The 19369-nt window shown below is 65.9% G+C and carries 19 protein-coding genes and 1 pseudogene; 12 read left to right on the forward strand and 8 right to left on the reverse strand.

All coding sequences use genetic code 11. The features are described 5' to 3' along the window. The 4 genes from BLW78_RS26210 to BLW78_RS26230 form a co-directional block, all read left to right on the forward strand. On the forward strand, positions 1-292 hold a 292-nt coding region (locus BLW78_RS26210; RefSeq protein WP_139307750.1), incomplete at its 5' end, for an integrase core domain-containing protein. An 828-nt stretch (positions 293-1120) separates the two neighbouring features. Then, positions 1121-2821 (forward strand): methyl-accepting chemotaxis protein, encoded by a 1701-nt coding sequence (locus BLW78_RS26220; RefSeq protein WP_091683046.1) that lies wholly within the window; start codon positions 1121-1123, stop codon positions 2819-2821. Between the two features lie 594 nt (positions 2822-3415). Then, positions 3416-4486 (forward strand): GGDEF domain-containing protein, encoded by a 1071-nt coding sequence (locus tag BLW78_RS26225; protein WP_170855254.1) that lies wholly within the window; start codon positions 3416-3418, stop codon positions 4484-4486. A gap of 226 nt (positions 4487-4712) precedes the next feature. Further along, positions 4713-4976 (forward strand): hypothetical protein, encoded by a 264-nt coding sequence (locus tag BLW78_RS26230; RefSeq protein WP_020096469.1) that lies wholly within the window; start codon positions 4713-4715, stop codon positions 4974-4976. 106 nt (positions 4977-5082) lie between these two features. On the opposite strand, the gene BLW78_RS26235 is transcribed toward BLW78_RS26230, so the two are convergent. The 3 genes and pseudogenes from BLW78_RS26235 to BLW78_RS26245 all read right to left on the reverse strand — a co-directional run bounded on the left by BLW78_RS26235 (position 5083) and on the right by BLW78_RS26245 (position 7830). Beyond that, a complete protein-coding gene (locus BLW78_RS26235) occupies positions 5083-5877 on the reverse strand; it encodes an NAD(P)H-dependent oxidoreductase (RefSeq protein ID WP_091683049.1) in 795 nt (264 codons plus the stop codon). A 28-nt stretch (positions 5878-5905) separates the two neighbouring features. Next, positions 5906-6589, reverse strand: a pseudogene (locus BLW78_RS26240) (NAD(P)-dependent alcohol dehydrogenase); the annotation flags it as partial. Positions 6590-6615: 26 nt separating this feature from the next. Then, complete coding sequence (locus BLW78_RS26245; protein ID WP_091683052.1) at positions 6616-7830, reverse strand: MFS transporter; 1215 nt, start codon at positions 7828-7830, stop codon at positions 6616-6618. Positions 7831-7940: 110 nt separating this feature from the next. On the opposite strand from BLW78_RS26245, the gene BLW78_RS26250 reads away from it, so the two are divergent. Beyond that, entirely contained in the window at positions 7941-8843 is a 903-nt protein-coding gene (locus BLW78_RS26250) for a LysR family transcriptional regulator (RefSeq protein WP_091683054.1), read from the forward strand. A 227-nt stretch (positions 8844-9070) separates the two neighbouring features. Here the strand turns inward: BLW78_RS26250 and BLW78_RS26255 are convergent, their stop codons facing one another. Continuing rightward, on the reverse strand, positions 9071-9463 hold the full coding sequence (locus tag BLW78_RS26255) for a winged helix-turn-helix transcriptional regulator (protein ID WP_091683056.1): 393 nt from the start codon (positions 9461-9463) through the stop codon (positions 9071-9073). A gap of 82 nt (positions 9464-9545) precedes the next feature. Between BLW78_RS26255 and BLW78_RS26260 the strand changes: the two genes are divergently transcribed. Both BLW78_RS26260 and BLW78_RS26265 read left to right on the forward strand, forming a co-directional pair. Then, entirely contained in the window at positions 9546-10277 is a 732-nt protein-coding gene (locus tag BLW78_RS26260) for an SDR family NAD(P)-dependent oxidoreductase (protein ID WP_091683057.1), read from the forward strand. Between the two features lie 422 nt (positions 10278-10699). Next, the gene (locus BLW78_RS26265; protein WP_081636586.1) at positions 10700-11893 is read left to right on the forward strand and encodes a tetratricopeptide repeat protein; all 1194 of its coding nucleotides are present in this window, start codon (positions 10700-10702) and stop codon (positions 11891-11893) included. 15 nt (positions 11894-11908) lie between these two features. On the opposite strand, the gene BLW78_RS26270 is transcribed toward BLW78_RS26265, so the two are convergent. Further along, entirely contained in the window at positions 11909-12112 is a 204-nt protein-coding gene (locus BLW78_RS26270) for a hypothetical protein (protein ID WP_020096268.1), read from the reverse strand. A 74-nt stretch (positions 12113-12186) separates the two neighbouring features. Beyond that, entirely contained in the window at positions 12187-13158 is a 972-nt protein-coding gene (locus BLW78_RS26275; RefSeq protein WP_244527061.1) for a non-homologous end joining protein Ku, read from the reverse strand. 142 nt (positions 13159-13300) lie between these two features. On the opposite strand from BLW78_RS26275, the gene ligD reads away from it, so the two are divergent. Then, positions 13301-15811 carry a DNA ligase D gene (gene ligD / locus BLW78_RS26280; protein WP_091683060.1) on the forward strand — a complete coding sequence of 837 codons (2511 nt, stop codon included), beginning with the start codon at positions 13301-13303 and terminating at the stop codon, positions 15809-15811. Positions 15812-15851: 40 nt separating this feature from the next. Here ligD and BLW78_RS26285 read toward each other — a convergent pair whose 3' ends face one another. Beyond that, complete coding sequence (locus tag BLW78_RS26285) at positions 15852-16346, reverse strand: GNAT family N-acetyltransferase (protein WP_091683062.1); 495 nt, start codon at positions 16344-16346, stop codon at positions 15852-15854. Positions 16347-16479: 133 nt separating this feature from the next. Here BLW78_RS26285 and BLW78_RS31085 point away from each other — a divergent pair, with 133 nt between their 5' ends. From BLW78_RS31085 to BLW78_RS26295, 4 genes are all read left to right on the forward strand, one after another. Next, a complete protein-coding gene (locus BLW78_RS31085) occupies positions 16480-16740 on the forward strand; it encodes a hypothetical protein (protein WP_139307751.1) in 261 nt (86 codons plus the stop codon). A 100-nt stretch (positions 16741-16840) separates the two neighbouring features. Then, a complete protein-coding gene (locus BLW78_RS32095) occupies positions 16841-16963 on the forward strand; it encodes a hypothetical protein (protein ID WP_280142486.1) in 123 nt (40 codons plus the stop codon). 92 nt (positions 16964-17055) lie between these two features. Next, positions 17056-17400, forward strand: a complete 345-nt coding sequence (locus BLW78_RS26290; protein WP_244527062.1) for a hypothetical protein — start codon at positions 17056-17058, stop codon at positions 17398-17400. An 80-nt stretch (positions 17401-17480) separates the two neighbouring features. Then, complete coding sequence (locus tag BLW78_RS26295; RefSeq protein ID WP_020096261.1) at positions 17481-18716, forward strand: winged helix-turn-helix domain-containing protein; 1236 nt, start codon at positions 17481-17483, stop codon at positions 18714-18716. Positions 18717-18731: 15 nt separating this feature from the next. Here BLW78_RS26295 and BLW78_RS31865 read toward each other — a convergent pair whose 3' ends face one another. Then, positions 18732-19247, reverse strand: a complete 516-nt coding sequence (locus BLW78_RS31865) for an STM3941 family protein (RefSeq protein ID WP_020096260.1) — start codon at positions 19245-19247, stop codon at positions 18732-18734. Between the last annotated feature and the right edge of the window lie 122 nt (positions 19248-19369).

The following is a 19369-nucleotide window of genomic DNA, read 5'->3' on the forward strand; positions in this document are numbered from 1 at the left end:
CAGCCAGTACATGGCGGACGCCTTCCAGGCGGAGCTCGCGTTCCTGGGCATCGCGAGCTCGCCCGCCTTCGTGCGCGCCCCGGAGGGGAATGGCTGCGCCGAGCGCTTCATCCGCACCCTCAAGGAGAACCTGTTGTGGGTCGAGCACTTCGAGACGGTCGAGGATCTGCGACACGCGCTGCTGGCGTTCCGGGATCTCTACAATGAGACGTGGCTGATCGAGCGACACGGGTTCCGGCCACCGGCCGATATCCGCGCCGCGCAGCTTCCACCCGCGGCCATCGCCGCGTAGGCTTCAGGTCGGTGTCTCACAATCCGCAGGCGGTACATATCGACCCAACCCAGCCGCCCGTATTGCCGTCGTCGCTTCGCCAAAGCGGCCGTCCAGTGACTTTGGTTCAAGGCGGCTTAAAAGAGATTTCGCACCTTGGGTTGAGCGCGCCAGAATAGGGGGTACGCTGGGTTGATCACTGGCCACGACATCGGGCGCCAGCGGCAGAGAGGCCATCGTGCTCCCGCCTGACAAGCTATGGAACGCGTCTCATGTCTCAACCTCAGTCATCGCTATACGTCGTCACTGCCAAGACGCGCGAAGGTGTCATCCAGCAGACCCGCGTGAGGGCAGCGAGCGCAGTCGTCCTTGCCCGTTCTTGGATGGCCGCGGGCCACACTGACGTGCGGATCTCGGATCCGATTGGAAAGCCCATCCACCCCGAAGGATACCGCCGAGCCATCTTGGGCGGCAGCAGGCCCTACTGCTAGCCCAAGTCGTTCAACTACCTGGGCAAGCCGCCGTGGCAGCCATGTCAGGTTCGGCGCCAACGCCACTCATAAGCGGACCAGCGTAAATCCACCCCGACCGGACGGCCCGCTACCGACCCATGCCGGCCGTCCCAACAGCCGTCGGCGCGTCTCGAAAGCGGCCGTCCATAAACCTTGGCACGGGACTGCAGGCAACCCTTCCACATGGCTACCAAGCGCGAGACTTCGCTTTCTGGCAGCCTATAGCCAGCAACTATGCGTTAGTCAGTTGCGTGCAATCAATCTGTGCAAAGACGCGTCTGATGCGTCAAGGGCGTCAGCGGAAAGGCTCCGACTGGACCCAGCCTGGAGGCTCGCAATGCTCTTTCTCTCCAGCCGAGATACGTCCGCCAAGCTCGACGCGCTCGACCGCTCGCAAGCGGTCATCGAGTTCGCGCTCGATGGCACGATCCTGACAGCGAACCGCAACTTCCTGAGCACGGTCGGCTACTCGCTCGCCGAGATCCAGGGCGGGCACCACGGCATGTTTGTCGATCCGACGGAACGGGAGGGTGCAACTTACCGCGAGTTCTGGGCCGCCCTCGCCCGTGGCGAATTCAAGGCGGCCGAGTTCAAGCGCGTCGCAAAGGGCGGGCGCGAGATCTGGTTGCAGGCGACTTACAATCCGGTGCTCGATCGGGCTGGCAGAACCAGTAAGGTGATCAAATTCGCGAGCGACATCACGGACCAGAAGCGTCGGACCCTCGACCTCCAGGGCAAATTCGCTGCCCTCGACCGCTCGCGTGCGGTCATGGAGTTCGATCTCGACGGGATCATCCGCGATGCCAACCAGAACTTTCTCGACATCGTCGGTTACACGCTGAACGAGATCGTCGGCCAGCATCACAGTCTGTTCGTCGATCCGGCCGAGCGCCAGAGCGCCGCCTATCGCACCTTCTGGGAGGCGCTGGCGCAGGGTGAGTTTCAGCGGGCGGAGTTCAAGCGCTTCGCCAAGGGCGGACGCGAGGTCTGGCTGCAGGCGATCTACAACCCGATCCTCGACGCGGAGGGCAAGCCGTTCAAGGTGGTCGAGTTCGCGAACGACGTCACGGCCGAGAAGCTGCACATGGCCGACATCCTGGGCCAGGTCGCCGCGATCAACCGCTCGCAGGGCGTGATCCATTTCGACCTTAACGGGACCGTACTCGATGCCAACGAGAACTTCCTCGCCGCGATCGGATACCGTCTGGATGAGATCCAGGGTCGGCACCACCGCATGTTCGTCGCTCCGGGCTACGCCGAGACGCTTGAATACCGGCAATTCTGGGAGAGCCTGCGGGCGGGCGCGTACCGGTCCGACGTGTTCAAGCGCGTGGCTAAAGGCGGCCGGGAGGTCTGGATCCAGGCGAGCTACAACCCGATCCTCGACATGAACGGCCGGCCGTTCAAGGTCGTGAAGTACGCCACCGACATCACGGCCAAGATGGCCGCTCAGATCAGCGCCAGCGGAGCCGCGGGGCAGACCCTGTCGAGCGTGCAGAACGCGGCTGCCGCAGCTGAGGAGCTGAGTGCCTCGCTCGGTGAGATCTCGCAGAACCTCGTTCACTCGCGCGCGGAGGTGGATGCCATCCACGAGCGCGCCCAAGCAGCCGATCAGTCGACCGAGCAGCTGAATGCGGCGACCGCCTCGATGAACGGCGTTGTTCAGCTAATCCAGGGCGTCGGTGAGCAGATCAACCTGCTGGCTCTGAACGCCACGATCGAGGCGGCGCGCGCCGGGGAAGCGGGTCGCGGGTTCGCGGTGGTCGCCGGCGAGGTGAAGAGCTTGTCAACCCAGGTCACCCGGGCGACGAGCCGGATCGCCCAAGACATTCAGTCGATGCAAGGCATTGCAGGAGACGTGGTGTCATCGCTTGGCGGCATCGCTCGCTCGATCACCTCGGTGCGCGAAGCGGTCTCGGGCGTCACCTCGGCGGTCGAGCAACAGGCCGCGGCGACGCGCGAGATCTCGGCGGCCATGCAGGTCGCCTCGGAAGGCGTGTCGAACATCGACCAGAACCTGCACGCGCTGGTGGGCTAAAGCATAGACTCAGGAGGTCGGCTGTTGACGGGCTGCTGTCAGCAGCCTGAAAGCTGACGCTTCAAAGGCCAACATTGGGTCAGGAAGGGTGGGGCAGCTACGTCCGCTTCGACGCCTTTCTGCTCTTAAGCGGACTGGCTGCAATCCACCCTGAGCGGCCGACCCGCTACCGACCCATTCCGGCCGCAGCCACAGCCGTCCGCATTTCTCGAAAGCGGTCATAGACAGAACGCGGTTCAAGGTCGGCTCGGGATAGTCAGCGAGCCTCTGCGAGGCTGAACGCCGAGGCCAGCTCCGGTCAATGGAGGCGCAAAGCGGGCGGCGCGGCTCCGCCGGGCGCGTCATGCATGCTTTACTTAACGACCTTTCCGCCAAGACGTTCGTAGTAGCGTCGACAGGACTCGTTTTGCTTGATCTCTTAACCGGGGCTCAAGCCTTGCCATGCGCTGATTGGCCATGGCGTTCGCCCACAATGCCCCGCCTCCACCAGCTTGGCGCTTCGTTTCCTGGCTGACCACCTCGCCACTGCAGGTTCCTCCGGACGTACTCCGGGTCTTGCGGAGGCGCCTTGTCGTGGGGACTGCCCCCCTTTGCGTGGCTGCCGTCGTCGGTGCCGCGCTGGCTAGTCTCGCCGTCCTGCGTGTTCCCACGCTGATGATGCTCTCTTGGCTGTGCGCCGACCTGGCACTCACCTTCGTGCGCCTCATCAGCATGTTGGTGATGAGGCGCGCCCTTCGCGGCCCGGCTCAACCATCAGACGGCGGGTTCCCGCTTACGGACCTTTACGTACTCAGCTCCATGCTGTGGTGCGCCCAGATCGGCTGCGGGGTTGGCTTATGTATGGCCTCGGCCGATCCGGTGCTGGTGCCGTTCGCCTGCCTTGCGACAACGGGATTTGTGGGAGGTCTAGCAGCCCGCAATCCTGGTGCACCGCGGATGACCGTGGTCCAGATGATCAGCGTGGTTGTGCCTTTCACGATCGGCGCGGTACTGAGCGGCCAACCCTGGCTCCTGGCCCTCTGCGGGCTGGCGCCGCTCTACCTCGTGGCTGTCGCGGCCGTGAACCGGCGCTTGCACACCGACTATGTAGCGCTGCTGCGTGCCGAGCTGGCGCTGCGCCATCAAGCCTTTCACTGCGGGCTCACCGGGCTGCCCAACCGCACCTTCCTCAATCAAGCCCTGGGATCCGCACTCGAGGGTACGGAGGGTGAGGAAGAGCATGCGGTCACACTGCTCTACCTTGACCTGGACGGCTTCAAGAGCGTGAACGACACCTACGGCCACGCTGCTGGCGACCTCCTTTTGCAGCTGGTGGCGCGCCGGCTGAAGGACGTAGTCATGGCCACCGACATTGTTGCCCGTATTGGCGGCGACGAGTTTGCCGTACTGTTGTCAGGGCCCCGAGCTGCATCCGCTGAGGTGATAGCCAGCATGATCATCTCGGCTGTGGGGCTGCCCTATGACCTCAGCCAAGGCACGTTGGTCCGGATCGGGGTGAGCGTCGGGATTGCAGAACGGGATCTAGATGCCTCCGACAGCCAGGCGCTCCTCGCTAGCGCGGATCGCGCCCTGTATGCCGCCAAAAAGCAGGGCAAGGGTACCTTTTATCGCGCGCCCCCCGCCAGGAATGATGGCGACCGCATATCGAAGCACATCAGCGCATAAACTTGTTGAATGCTGAGCATAAACACGACCAACTGGACGGCTTGGTTGCTGCTGTGGCGGCATTTCCGGGCATAGCCTAATGCGGCTACTCCGCTTCGAAGGAATGGTGTCGAAAAGGCGGACGGTACCCTATCGACCCGTTGCAGTCGTCCAGAGAGCCGTCCGGATTTCCTGAAAGCGGTCCTAGAGGGTATCGCGAACCTGAGGGTGCGCCAGTCTTGGCTGGATGACCGCCCGTCGCGCCTACCCATCTGACATCAACGATGAAGAGCGGACGCTGATCGCGCCTTACCTGACGCTCCTGCCCACGGCGGCCGCTGAGCGCGAGCACAGCATGCGCGACGTGTTCAGCGGGCTTTGCTACTTGGCGCGCAACGCCATGGCGCGGGCGATTTCCGGCAATTGTTCAGAACGGGATGTCGCGGACCTCACTCGGTTGATGCGTCGTTTCGCCGATGCTGTGCAGACTGATCCTGCCGAGCAGGGCTGACGTTCTTTCCCGAAACATCGTCGTTTTCGGAAGGCAACGCCGGGCGAGTTTGCGCACCGCTCAGGCCCAGCGCATGGAAGGATGCCTTTAGGATCTGCAGGATGAATTACCCTGCTCGGCTCTGATCCACGTGCAAGGCGAAGCCGGACACGCCAGGGTCGCCCAGTTCTGGCCGCAACTCCAGGCTGGGAACCTGGTAGTCGCCACCGTTCTGCATCCTGTAGGGGATGGGCGCAGTGATTTCGATGGTCCGCATTCTTTCCTTCAACTGATCTGCCACCCGCTGAAAGCCGGCCTCGTCCATCCGGTCCACGCGGTAGGCCACGAAGGACGGCAGGACGGTGTAGCCGGGATAGTAAAGGATGCCGTGATTGATTGGGAACAGGATGTCCTCGATTGGACCGTTTACGCCGCGCGGGGCGTAGTGCGTCGCCCACCCGCCGACCGTGACGATCAGCATCGCGCGCTTGCCGGCCAGCGTGCCTTCGCCGAAGCGGTCGCCCCAATGCGTGTCGCTCCGTTCGCCGACGCCGTAGGCGAACCCGAACGCGTAGACCCGGTCCACCCACCCCTTGAGAATGGCCGGCATGTGGTACCACCACAACGGGAACTGCAGAATTAGCATATCGGCCCAGAGCAGCTTTTCCTGCTCGGCCTTCACGTCCTCCGTCAGCGCCCCGGCGGTGAACGCCCGACCTGACGCTTCGGCCACCCGGAGCCGCTCGCCTTCCACCATCTCGGGGAAGTCCGCGCGGTCAACGCTCGCCTTCCATCCCTCAGCGTAGAGGTCGCTGACGCGGACCTCATGCCCCTGCGCTTCCAACTCGGCCACGGCGACGTCGCGCAGCGCGCCGTTCAGGGAATGGCGTTCCGGGTGGGCGAATACGAGAAGAACCTTCATGGTTCAATGCTCCTGCTGGATGCGTTGATCAAAACTCGACGACGATCTTGCCGAAGTGGCCCCCAGTCTCCTGGAGCCGGAAGGCATCGGCGAGTTCGGCGAGCGGGAAGGAGCGGTCGATCACCGGATGTCCGCGGACGGCGTCGATGCCGCGGATCAGGTCAGTCTGATGACGTCGGCTGCCGACGATGAGACCCTGGAGGCGCTGCTGCCGGGCCATGAGCATGGCCGTCGGCACGGCGCCCGCCCGCCCGGTCAGCACGCCGATCAGCGAGATGTGGCCGCCCACGCGCGCGGCCTTGATCGATTGCGTCAGGGTGCCCGGGCCGCCGACCTCCACGACATGATCCACGCCGGTGCCGCCCGTCAGCTCCCGCACCCGTTCGCCCCATTCTCGGTTCTGACGGTAGTTGATGCCGTGGGCAGCGCCCATCGTGCGAAGCCGCTCCAGCTTCTCGTCGGAGGAGGAGGTCGCGATCACCGTGGCCCCCATGGCTCGCGCGATCTGCAACGCGAAGATCGACACGCCGCCCGTGCCGAGCACCAGCACGCTGTCCCCGACTTTGAGACCGCCGTTGACCACCAGGGCGCGCCAAGCGGTCACCCCGGCCGTGGTCAGGGTCGCCGCAGCGGCGTGGCTCCAGCCGACCGGCGCGCGCGTGAAGGACGTGGCTGGCGCCACCACGACCTCCCGAGCAAAGCCGTCGAGCCCTTGCTGCGGATGTGCCTGGATAGCCTTCATGCGGGTGCTCCTCGGCTGCGCGAGGGCAGCCATTGCAGGACGGTCGCGATCGCCGAGACGATCAGGACGGCGCCGAGATAAGCCTGGGTCGTGCCCAGGAAGCCGGTCAGCGGAACGGCGAAGCCGGCGGCGATGGGCGGGACGCTCAAGGACAGGTAGGTGACCAGAAAGATCGCCGCGAAGAGTTCGGCACGCTCGTGCACAGGGGTGAGCGGCACGAGCGATTGGATAAGGCCGCTGAACGATGCGCCTAGCCCGGCGCCGGCGACCGCACCGCCGACGAAGAACAGCGCCAACGCTCCAGTGCCGATCGACACGAGCAAGAGGCCAACCCCGGCCGTCACCGCCGCCATGCCCACGACGGCCATGCGCCCGGGCGGCAGCCCGCGCATCATCAGCGGCGACACGGCGCCAGCGCCACACAGCACGGCGACGGTGGCGCCGTTCAGCAATCCGCTACTGACGCCGAAGACAGTGCGCAACAGCGACGGCCCAAGCGCGCTGACGAAGCCGCCCAGCGCCCAGATCGACAGGAGCAACGGCAGCCCGCGCGTGAAGCCGTCGCGCGCCGAACGGGCAACATGCACGCTCGGCACCATGGAACGAAGCAGGCCGGGCACCGGGCTTGCCGTCTCGGGAATAAGCAGAACAATCGACGCACCCAGGCAGAACAGCCCCCCGAGCAAGCCGAACGCCCAGATCTCCGCCTTGTCCGTCACGCCGAGCAGCGCGCCGGTAACGAAGGCGCCCGTCGCCAGCCCCGCGAGCGGCGAGATGCTGGTAAACAGGCTGCCAAGGGCTCTGCGGGCCGGCGGCGCCGCCTCGATCACCGCGGCCGACAGGGCGCCGTTGACCACGCCCATGGATATGCCCTGGGCGATCCGGGCGGCCAGCAATCCGCCGATGCCGTCTGCCGTCAGAAAAAGCGCTATGGACACGACCTGGATGACCAGCGCCGCAACGATCACCGGCTTCCGTCCCAGGTGGTCGGAGAGCGACCCGGCCACGAGCAGCGTCACTAGCAGCACCAGGGAGTAAATGCTGAACGCGACCGTCAGCATGCCCGGTGAGAAACCCCAACGCTCCTGGAACACGACAAACAAGGGCGACGGCACGCTGCTCGACACGAAGAACAGGAACAGGATGGCCGCGAGCAGCGGGAACGCGATCGAGGAGGGGCGATGCGGTTGGAGGGCGAGGGCTTCCGGCAAACTGCTATCCGCGTCGTCGATGGAGGCTCCCGGAACTGAAGCCCGCTCGGCATATCGCGCGGCGCGTCGCAGTGTTGAAATCAAACCTTCTGCCTGTTGTTATCGAGCGCATGGATACCAAGAACCTCGATCTCGGCCTGCTCGTCACGCTCGAAGCCCTGCTGGCGGAAAGGAACGTCACGCGTGCCGCCCGGCGCCTGAATCTGAGCCAACCCGCCTTGTCCGCCCGGTTGGCGCGGCTTCGCGAGGCTTTCGGCGATCCCCTCCTCATTCCGGCACAGCGCGGAATGGTCCTGACCCAGCGCGCCGTCGAGCTTCGACAACCGTTGCATGAAGCACTGGAGGGTGTCCGCAGGGTCGTGGCAGATGGAGCACCGTTCGACCCGGCGACTATGCAGGCCACCCTGGTGATCGCCGCGACCGACTACCAGCAGTATGCGCTGCTCACCCGCTTCTCGGTCGCGCTCAGGACCGAGGCGCCCAGGGTCCGCATCGCCTGGCGTGCCCTGGACGTGCTGGCGCTCGCCACGCAGTTGGAGCGCGGCGAGGTCGACCTGGCCTTGGCATCTTCAGACCATGCACCGGCGGCCATGCGCCAGCGTCAGCTCTATTGTGAGGATTACACGGTGATCGCCCGGCAGGGACACCCGACCGTACAGGGATATGTCAGCATGGACGTGTTCTGTACTTTGGAGCACGTTGTGGTGTCTCCCCAAGGCGGCGGGTTCTCGGGACCTACCGATGCGGCACTAGAGGCCGTCGGCCGCCGCCGCACCGTAGCCCTGTCCACGTCGGGGTTCCTGATCGTGCCGGAGGTCGTGTCACGGTCCGACATGATTGCTTTGGTCCCACGGCGGATCGCCGATGGCTGGTCGGATCGGGTGCAGGTGCTAGATCCGCCGCTCACCATTCCTGGCTTTACCATCGCGAGTGTCTGGCATGACCGGACGACCAACCATCCGGCACAACGCTGGCTGCGTGAACGGCTGACGATGTTGGCCGCCGAGGGATAAGCACCGACCGCAATGCTGCAGGCGGCCATTCACCGACTTTCTCGAAACACCATCATTTTCGAGAAAGCGCCCCGGATCGCTAACGGCAGCTTTCGATATATCCCACGCTCAAAGCAGTCGGGCCGTTTCCCACCCTGAGCCGACATGTGCGTATGGGTACCAAGCGTGAGATTTGGACTACTAGATGTTCGGTCCCGGCATCCGGCGATCCGAAAGCGGACGCGTTTTCACCGCTTCATTTTGATGCTGTCATGTTCGCGGTTGGCCGCATCAATCGCCGCACCGTTGTTGAGTGCCCACGCGCAGAGCGCCTCAAAGGGCTCGCGTAGTGAATGGCCGAGCGGGGTGATCGCATACTCGACGCCGATGGGTGCGGTCGGCAGCACCGTCCGGGTCACCAAACCATTGCGCTCCAGCCGCTTCAGCGCGTCCGCCAGCGCCTTGTGCGTGATGCCGTCGAGCCGCCGTTTGATCGCGTTGAACCGTGAAGGCCGCGGACAAAGCACCGTGAGGATCAGGATCGTCCACTTGTCGGCGATCTTGTCCAGCACCGGGCGGACCTGCGCCATGTTGGCGAGCGCGCAAGCGGACGCGGCATCGAAGTCGGTATCGTCGGCCATATCTAGGCTACCTTAAGTGCGTTCTTGATAGCAGATACACGCTGTGTATCTGCTGCGCCATCGCAGATGAAGGGATGCCCCGATGGCTCGCATGCAAGACAAGGTTGCGCTGGTGATCGGCGGGGCGAAAGGCATCGGCCTTGCGATCGCCGAGCGGCTGGCGGTCGAAGGCGCGTCGGTCGTCTTCACCGGGCGGCGCGCCGACGAGGTCGACGCAGCCGCTGCGAGGATCGGGCGCGGTGCGCAGGGCCTCGTCGCGGACGCAGCCCAACAGGAGGATCTGCACCGCGTCGTGGCGACGGTGCGGGAGATGCATGGCCGGATCGACGCGCTGGTCCTCAACGCGGGCATCTCGGAACCCGCGACCCTGCGCGACGGGACGCCCGAGCATTTCGACCGGCATTTTGCGGTCAACGTCCGTGGGGCTGTCTTCGGGTTGCAAGCGGCTCTGGGCGCAATGGGGCGGGGTGGGGCCGTCGTGCTGATGGGGTCGATTGCCGACGTCATGGGCGTGACGCCCTACGGGACCTACGCCGCGACGAAGGCAGCGCTGCGCTCCTACGCGCGCACATGGACGGCGGAACTGGCCCCACACGGCATCCGCGTGAACGTGGTGGCCCCCGGTCCGACCGATACCGCCATGATGGCGAGCGTATCTGAGGACGGGCGGGCCGCACTCATCGCGCCGATCCCGCTCGGCCGCATGGCGCGTCCCGAGGAGGTGGCAGCGGCCACGCTGTTCCTACTGAGCGACGAGGCGAGCTTCGTCGCGGGGGCCGAACTGTGCGTCGACGGCGGGATGCAGCAGGTCTAGCGTCCCGATAGCAGTTTCAGGGTGTCCGCTTCCGCCGGTTTGCATCCCCGAAGCGGACCATCTTGAAGCCACCCATTTTGGACGTTCAGATGGGCGCGTCGTGGTGGCAGATGCTGGCCGAAAGCGGAACAATCGCTTCGGAAAAGGCCGACCAGAGATGCGGACGGCCTTCAATCGATCCGGATCGGAAAGGAACGGAGCGAAACGCGTCACTCATAAGCAGATGTCCCGGCCTTGACCGAGAGCCTCCGGTTCCATCCCGGCGGCTCGAGCGGCCAACCGGCATAAGCAAGCGTTAACCCTTAAGACAGATGTGGCGGACCATGCCTCAGGTCACTGTCGCGGTGTCTTGCCAGGCTGCGCCAAGGACCCTTCGCGCGCTTGCATAAGCCACCTGCAATCTCCAGCGTGGGCGCAATAGAATGGCCGAGATGTCCGTCGATGAAGCTCTCGATCGAGCCAACGCCGATATCCAAGCGGGACGGCACCAAGAAGCCAGAAATCTTCTGGAGGCGATACTCAAGGTAGAAGACAAAAACCCTCGAGCCTTGATCGGACTTTCGGTCGTCAGCTTCCAACAAGGCGACCTGCCGAACGCGGTCAACTACATCTCGGCAATAGTCCTAGAGAATCCATTCGACAGCGACCTCCTCGGCACGTGCTCGGCCCTTCTGCGGAGCTTTTCCGTCGAGGAATTCGCCGATCGTGTCGAAGCGATAAGTGATGACGCCAAGAAGGATGCGCGGACAATAACGGCGTGCCTCGACGGTTTTCTCAACATGGCGGATTTCGGATCCTCGGGCGAGGCGATCGTGCGCGTCCCATCCGAGATCGCTAGCGCGATCCACTTCATATCGCTCGACGCTCTGTCTGTAGGCTCCAACAGATCGAAATTCGGTCGGTACTCGCCTATCAACTGTGTCATTGCTCCTACCGCGGGAGACTATGAATTCCGCGAGAAGCACTTCATCTACGCGTCCTCACTGCTGGAGGACAAGCAGGAGATCCTCGAGGCGTTCGGCCTCCGGGATCTGGCACGGGTCAAAGCGGTTCACAAGGTCAAAGCCAAGCGCATGTCGGATGCCCTCGATGAAATCGGGGTCTCAGGTCTCGACTATTTCAAGAGCGATCTGGAGGGCATAGACGGCTTGGTCCTGCGCGACGCCCGGCAGCACATCGCCGGGGCCGCCGTCGTACAGGCCGAGCTCCGTTTCATGCCGGCCTACGAGGGGGAGCCGCACTTCGACGAGACCGTCGCCTACATGCGCGGACAAGATTTCGAGGTGCTGCATCTGACCAATGAGAATTGGCGGTACGCGACCCGGCACAGGGATCACATGGCCAGAGGTCGGACGGTGTTTGCGGATACCGTGTTCGTGAAAAATATCGACACGTATCTATCGCTTCAAGGACGCTCGACCGAGGCCGTGGTTCGATATTGCCTCGCCTGCGGCGTGTCCGGCAACGCAAACTATGCCGAATTCATACTCGAGAAGCACAAGGAACTCGTCCCTTGTGATCTCGTCGCCGCTCTCGTCAACTACCTGATACCGAAGGCCCGCTTCGGTCAGCCTCAGTTCGCCAAGACCCGGCTCGGTCATGTCGCCATGTCGTGACCGGAATTTCCAGCCTCACGCCCTGGAAGGCTGCGGCGGCGGGCCATCCAGGGCGATCAGATCGACGTTCCGCGCCTTGAGGACGCTGAATAGGCCTTCCAGTTCTCTATCGCAGGGATCGTCTACGATCGCGGCTTCCGGCGTGTCCTCCTCCAGCCACGCCTCCGCATCCTTGTTGGAGGAGAACCCGAGCGGGTCGTAGCCGAGTCTCTCGAGCATTCGGCACGCCCGTCGCCGCCGTGCGGCGCTACGGGAGAGGGCCAGGGCCGGAGGCCGGAGCGGACGAGCGGCCATCACGCGGCCTTCCGCGGCTTCGAGGACGTCGCCTTGCCCGCGCCGCGGTTCGAATTTAGCCGCGACCGCTTCGAACCCACCTTCTTCCGGGCAGCGGCCGGCTGAGCGGAGGATCCACCCTTCTCGGAGTCGATGCTGCGCCTGAGGGCCTCCATCAGGTTCACGACGTTGCTGGAGCTCGGTGCCGCCGCCTTCGATCGACCCTTGCCCTTCTCGGGCTTCTTCGCCTTGCCCTTGACCAGCGCGATCAGCGCTTCCTCGTAGCGGTCCTCGAACTTCGACGGATCGAACTTCCTCGTCGACCGGGCGATCAGCTCCTCAGCCAGGGACCGCATCTCGTCGGTCGGATTGCCGTCCGGCATGTCCTCGAAGTAGGCGGTGGGCGACCGGATCTCGTCCTGGTACCGCAGCAGGGTCGCCAGCAGGCCTTTGCCGTAGGGCTCGATCAGGACGATGCGCTCCCGCTTGTAGATGACGATCCGGCCCAGGCCCGCCATACCCTTCTTCCTCATCGCATCCCGGATGACGGCGAACGCCTCGCGCGAGACCTTGTCCTCGGCCGCGAGGTAGTAGGGCTTGTCGAGGTAGCGCTCGTCGACCTCCTCGCGCCTGCAGAACGCCTCGATGTTGATCGTGTGCGTGCTTTCCAGCGCGATCTCGCTGAGCTCCTCGTCCTCGACAGGGACGAGCTCGTCCTTGGCGACCTCGCAGCCCTTTACCTGATCGTCGCGGTCGACGCTCTCGCCGGTCACGGAGTCGACCAGCAGCTGCTTCACGCGGTTGCCGGTCTCGCGATTGATCGTGTGGCACTTCAGATCACTCGACGAGCTGATCGCCGGATACAGTCCGACTGAGCAGGAGACCAGCGAAAGACGCAGATGCCCCTTCCAATTGGCTCGAGATGCCACCGCAGCCTCCAGAACTCGCACAAGTATTCGTCGCCGGTGATGAGTCGATGCGATGCCGACCACGAACTCGGCGACTCAACGAGAGTCGCTCTCGACTCGTTCCTGCACAGTTTGCCCTGTGGATAACTTGCGAGATCTTGTCTGCCCCCGCATTCGAAGCGGCATCCCGGAACCGGCGATCGGCCGCGGCGGTTTGCCGGAAGTCATGTCCGAGCTCCTCAAGCCGTACCGCGAGAAGCGGGACTTCGAGGCCTCGCCCGAGCCTCGTGGGCGCCGTGGCCGGAAGGCCGCCAAGGCGCGCTTCGTCGTCCAGAAGCACGACGCCCGACGCCTGCACTACGATCTGCGGCTGGAGATGGACGGGGTGCTCAAGAGCTGGGCCGTCACCCGCGGGCCGAGCCTATCGCCGGCCGAGAAGCGGCTCTCCGTCCGCACCGAGGACCACCCCCTCGACTACCTGCGCTGGGAAGGGGCGATCCCGAAGGGCCAGTACGGCGGCGGAACCATGATCGTCTGGGACATCGGCTCCTGGGAACCGGTCGGCGATGCGGCCGCCGGTCTCGAGAAGGGCCACCTCGAGTTCGTTCTGCACGGAGAGCGGCTCGGCGGCCGTTGGCATCTCGTGCGCATGAAGGGTCGCGGCGGCGAGAAGAGGCAGCCGTGGCTGCTGATGAAGGCCGAGGACGAGCATGCCCGCCGCGAGGGCGACATCCTCGTCGAGCACGATGCGTCGGTCCTGTCGGGCCGGACCAACCGCGATCTCGCCGCCGGCGGCGAGATCAGACCCGACCACGCGGCACGTGCGAAAGTCGCCTTGACGCGCGTGACGAAGACCGCCTCGGCCCGGTCCCCGCGCGCCCGCAAGGCCGTGCTGCCGCCCTTCGTCGAGCCGGCCTTGGCGGTCCTCGTCGACGCGGCGCCGACCGGAGAGGGCTGGCTGTACGAGATTAAGCACGACGGCTACCGCATGCAGGCGCGCATCGACGGAAGTGCCGTGAAGCTGTCGACGCGATCCGGCCTCGACTGGACGGCGAAGTTCGAGCCGATCGCGAAGGCCCTGCAGAAGCTGAAGCTGCCCTCCGCCCTGATCGACGGCGAGATCGTCGTCGATAACGCGAGCGGCATCTCGAGCTTCGCGGCGCTTCAGCAGGCCCTCGCCGACGGCGACACGGGCGCGGCGCTCTTCTACGCCTTCGACTTGCTCTACATCGACGGCAAGGACATCCGCGCCCTCCCCCTGACCGAGCGCAAGGCTCTGCTGCTGCAGAGCCTGGACGATGCGGGGTCCGCCGACCGGATCCGGTTCAGTGAGCATTTCATCGACGACGGTGCGGCCATGGCCCGCCATGCCTGCCGCCTCGGGCTCGAAGGCATCGTCGCCAAGCGGGCCGACGCGGCCTACCGCTCCGGACGAAGCGATCTCTGGCGCAAGGTGAAATGCACCGGCTCCCAGGAGTTCGTCGTCGCGGGCTTCATGCCCTCAGGCACGGCCCCGAAATCCGTCGGCTCGTTGATCCTGGGAACACACCAGGATGGCACCCTCGTCCACGTGGGACGGGTGGGTACGGGGTTCGGCGACGCGGTCGCGCGCGAGCTCTGGGTGAAACTGGAGTCCCTGCGGATCCCAGCGCCGCCGTTCGACGCCGAACTGCCGCCCCTGGCGCGCCGCAATGCACGATGGGTGGAGCCTCGTCTCGTCTGCGAGGTGACGTTCCGCGGATGGACCGCCGACGGTCAACTGCGGCATGCGTCGTTCAAGACCATCCGGACCGGCGTGGCGCCCGACGAGGTCGTCCGGAAGGCGGCGCCGGCGCGCTCACGGGCGCCGAAGCGGAGAACCGCGGAGTCGACCGTGACGCTCACGCATCCAGATCGCGTGCTTTGGCCGGACGTCGGCCTGACGAAGGAGGGCTTGGCCGGGTACTATGCCGAGATCGCCGACCGCATCCTGCCGCACGTGATCGACCGGCCTCTGTCGCTCGTCCGGTGCCCGGCTGGCCTCGGCTCGTGCTTCTACCAGAAGCACGGCTGGTCCGGGATCGACGAACGCCTTCTCCGCGTCCTCGAAGGCGGGACCGGGAAGGCGGTCGTGATCGGCGACCCGGATGGCCTGCGCGCCCTGGTCCAGGCGAGCGTCCTCGAGATCCATCCCTGGGGCGCGACGGCCGCGGACCCGGATCGGCCGGACCGCTTGGTCTTCGATCTGGATCCCGGGGACGGCGTGGGCTGGACCGACCTCGTCGCCGGCGCGCTCGAGGTCCGCGAGCGTCTGCGGATCTCGGGGTTCGGCGCCTTCGTCAAGACGACCGGAGGTAAGGGACTGCATGTCGTCGTCCCGGTCGAACCGAAGGGTGGGTGGGATGAGGCGAAGGCGTTCTCGAAGGGGCTCGCCTCCGAGATGGCCAAGAACGCGCCCGACCGCTACGTCGCGACCGTGTCAAAGAAGTCCAGGGACGGCCGCATCTATATCGACTATCTGCGCAACCAGCGTGGTGCGACCGCGGTTGCGACCTTCTCGACCCGCGCCCGCGCGGGAGCGCCGGTCTCGGTGCCGGTCGGCTGGGACGAACTCCCGTCCCTCGGTTCCGGATCGCGCTTCGACGTCGCCACCCTGCCCGGTCGCTTGGCGGCGCTCGGCAAGGATCCCTGGGCCGGCTTCGAGCGTGCCGCGCGGCCTCTGGAGGCAGCCGGCAAGCGCGGGCGTCGACGAACCTGACTGGCCTGTCTGTATGGACTTGCCGTCGGCTCGTGCGCGGTCAGCGCGGGCCGGGCAGGCGAAGAGCGAGATAGCGGACGGTCTTGGCCCCGCCGTGAATGGTGGCTGCGCCGACCTCCTCGAAACCGAGCCGGGCGTGGAAGGCGTCCGAGCCCGGGTTGGGGGGCATCGAGTTGACTTCGCACACGATCAGGTCGTGACCGGCCTCGCGGGCCTTCCGGAAGAGATCCTCGTAGAGCCGCCGCGCATGGCCGAGGCCGCTGGCAATGCCGGCGACCACGACCCGGTCGACGTACACGAAGCGCGGGTAGCGTCTGCGGAACCATAGATAGTTCGGGCTCGCATAGGTCGGATGCCGCTCATCGAGGGCGATCAGGAAAGCGTCGTTGCGGCCAATCCGGCGTGCGTGGAAGCTCCCCGCCACGAGCTCGGAGAGACCTTCCTCGTCGAGCAGGGAGAGCTCGGCCGCGTGCGCGTTGTTGAGGGCCAGGATCGGACTGGTGTCGGTCGATGAGATCTGCAGCAGCGATGTCATGCACTCTCGCGTGTCGTCGGCCGAGTGTTGTACGCCATCCCGACTGCAATCTGGATCGAGGCAGCCGTTGTGGCCCCAGCGCGGATCGCAAGCTGGGTGGCCGGGACTCGGGAGTTGCATCTCTCGCTCTGGCATGCATTATACCAGTGACCTGACGCGTGGGTCGTCCTCAACGCACCTCGCGCCCTCGTCAGAAACGTCGGGGGCGTTTTTTCTTGGCAGCGGTACGGCCGGCAGCTTCGGATGGAAGCTCGACGAGGTCTGCGGCGGCGGTCCTTCGGCCAGGAAGGCGCGATGGACGCTCTCGGTCGCCGGCGGCACGATGATCGCGTCGATCGCACGCGGCTTCAAGGCCGGCGAGCCGTTCACCCTGAAGCGCTGCGCCACGAGGTAGCCGGGAAGCCTAGCCTGAGGCCCGGCCGGCTATCGCTTCCCGCCGTTCGGGTCCATCCATGGGCGGGCACGCCCCTCCCCCTGGGTGCGAAGGAGCTGCGATGAGCCCGCACGACTACACGTGGCTCCTGTTTGCGACGCCCGCGGCCGTCGCCCTGCTCGGCGCCTTCGTCTATGTCGCGACTGGTCTTCAGGACCGGATCGACGGCCGCGGCGACCGGTAGAACGGGCCGCTGGCCCTGCCCACGAATGGTGCGCCTGTGCCGGGCGCATGGGGCGGCATCCCCGGGCGGAACCCGAGGTTCCGGATCCTGTTGTGGGATCGGCGAGCGCAGATGCCGTTTGGCCCATCGGACGCCCGCCCTTCGGAAGGATCCAGATCGGGCACCTCGGCACCATGAAAGCAATCGTCTGTCTGTCCGCCGTCGTCGTCGCATCGACGCCCTTCGTCGGCACGCCCGCCAGGGCCGACGATGCCGAGGCGGCGCGCCTGTGCCGAGGAGACGCATTCAAGCTCTGCCTGAGCGAGATCCCGGACCGTGACCGGATCACGGCCTGCATGGTCCGGAACAGGGCGCGCCTGAGTCCGGGCTGCCAGACGGTGTTCAACAAGCCGTCCCGGCCAGCCACCGTCGAGGCCGCCAGCCACACGATCCGCTGAGCAGATGACGGTGGAGGGTATCCTCCGAAGGTCAGCACCTGCGGCCGTAGGATCGTGACGCCCGCCTCCCCGCCCATCCCATGGCTGGATCGAAGCTGGAACTGTCGATTACCGAAGCGCGCCGCATCGCGCTGACGGCCCAGGGCCTCGGCATGCGCCCGCTGTCGGACGGGATCGCCGTCTCGCGGATGCGTCGGCAGATAGGCCGCCTGGGCCTGCTCCAGATCGACAGCGTGAACGTCCTCGTCCGCGCCCACTACATGCCGCTGTTCTCGCGCCTGGGGCCCTACGACCGCGGCGCCCTCGACGCCCTGGCTGTCGCAGGCTCGAAGCGCTTCTTCGAGTACTGGGGTCACGAGGCGTCCCTCCTGCCGATCGATCTCCAGCCTCTGCTGCGCTGGCGCATGGACCGCGCCCGCCAGGGCCACGGCGTATGGAACCAGCTCAAGGCGTTCGCGGGCGAGCGGCGCGCGGAGGCGGACGCCATGCTCGCCCGGATCGGGCAGGAGGGCCCGCTGGCTGCCTCCGACGTCTCGGGCCCGAAGGCGTCCAAGGGCATGTGGGTCTGGAGCGATGCCAAGCACGCGCTCGAATGGCTCTTTTGGGCGGGACTCGTGGCGTCGACGCATCGGAGGGGCAGCTTCGAGCGCGTGTACGACCTGCCCGAACGGGTGCTGCCCCGCTCCGTCCTCGCCCGACCGACCCCGGCTCCGGTGGACGCCCGGCGCGAACTCGTCGCGCGATCCGCGGAGGCGCTCGGCGTGGCGACCGCGAACGACCTGCGCGACTACTACCGCCTTTCGCCGACCGAGGCGCGCCTGCCCATCGAGCAGCTCGTCGAGGAGGGCGTGCTCATTCCCGTGACCGTCCGCGGATGGCAGCAGCAGGCGTACCTGCACAGGGATGCCCGGCCCGGCCGCCGTCACCGCGGCGCGGCCCTCCTGTCGCCGTTCGACCCGCTCGTCTGGCACCGGCCACGGACGGAGCGCCTCTTCGGATTCCGGTACCGCCTCGAGATCTACACGCCCGCCCACAAGCGCGAGCACGGCTACTACGTGCTGCCGTTCCTCATGGACGGCGCGCTGGTAGCCAGGGTCGACCTGAAGGCGGATCGACGGGCCGGGGCGCTGATCGTCCTGCGCGCGCATCAAGAGCCGGGTGCGCCGGCGGCTACGATGGAGCGGATACTCGCGGAGTTGCGATTGATGGCCTCGTGGCTCGGCCTGTCCGACGTCGTGATTTCGTCGACAGCCGGGCTGGAGAGCCGCGATCACCGGGTCAGTTCCCGGATGAGCGACCGGGCGGCGATGGAATAGCCGGCGGACCCCAGGCTACGCGTTGCGCCGGGCCGCGGACACCGCCTCGGCCAATGCCGGGAAGCCGCCGCGCAGATCGGCCGCCGTCATCCAGTACCCGGACCGCCCGAAGACCCGATTCAGTTTGGCCCTGCGGCGCGCCCCCTTCGTCCAGGACAGATGCGCGTCGGCCGTCGGGTCGATCTCCAGCACCAGCATGCGCTGCCGCTGGATTTGCATCGGGGTCACGCTGCGGATCGTCTCCCAGGGGATCCAGTCGGTCGACAGCCTGCGATCGTAGATCCCACGCGGCCCGACGGACACCACCGGTTTCGACTGGAACAGCTTGGGGAAGATCAGCACCGTGCAGAGGCCGAAGAACGCGACGCCGGCATAGGCCTCGAACTCGGCGAAGCTTCCGGGCGTTACGGCCGTGCGCCCGATTGTCGGGTGCGCATAGATCAGCCAGCCGGCGAAGGCCGCGAAACCGACGGAGGCCAGGAAGAGGCCGATGGTCCGCCACGGCGAGCGATGGATCTCGACGACATCCACGTAGGCGAACTCCGCAATGCGATGGGCTGACCTGCGCCAGGTCGCTCCTCGGGAGAGCGACTATCGCGCGCCCGAAGGCGATACCGTAGCCGATGTTGGGCGACTTCCTGCATGACGCGGTC

Origin of the sequence: Methylobacterium sp. 275MFSha3.1, from assembly GCF_900108435.1 — a bacterium.
GTDB lineage: Bacteria > Pseudomonadota > Alphaproteobacteria > Rhizobiales > Beijerinckiaceae > Methylobacterium.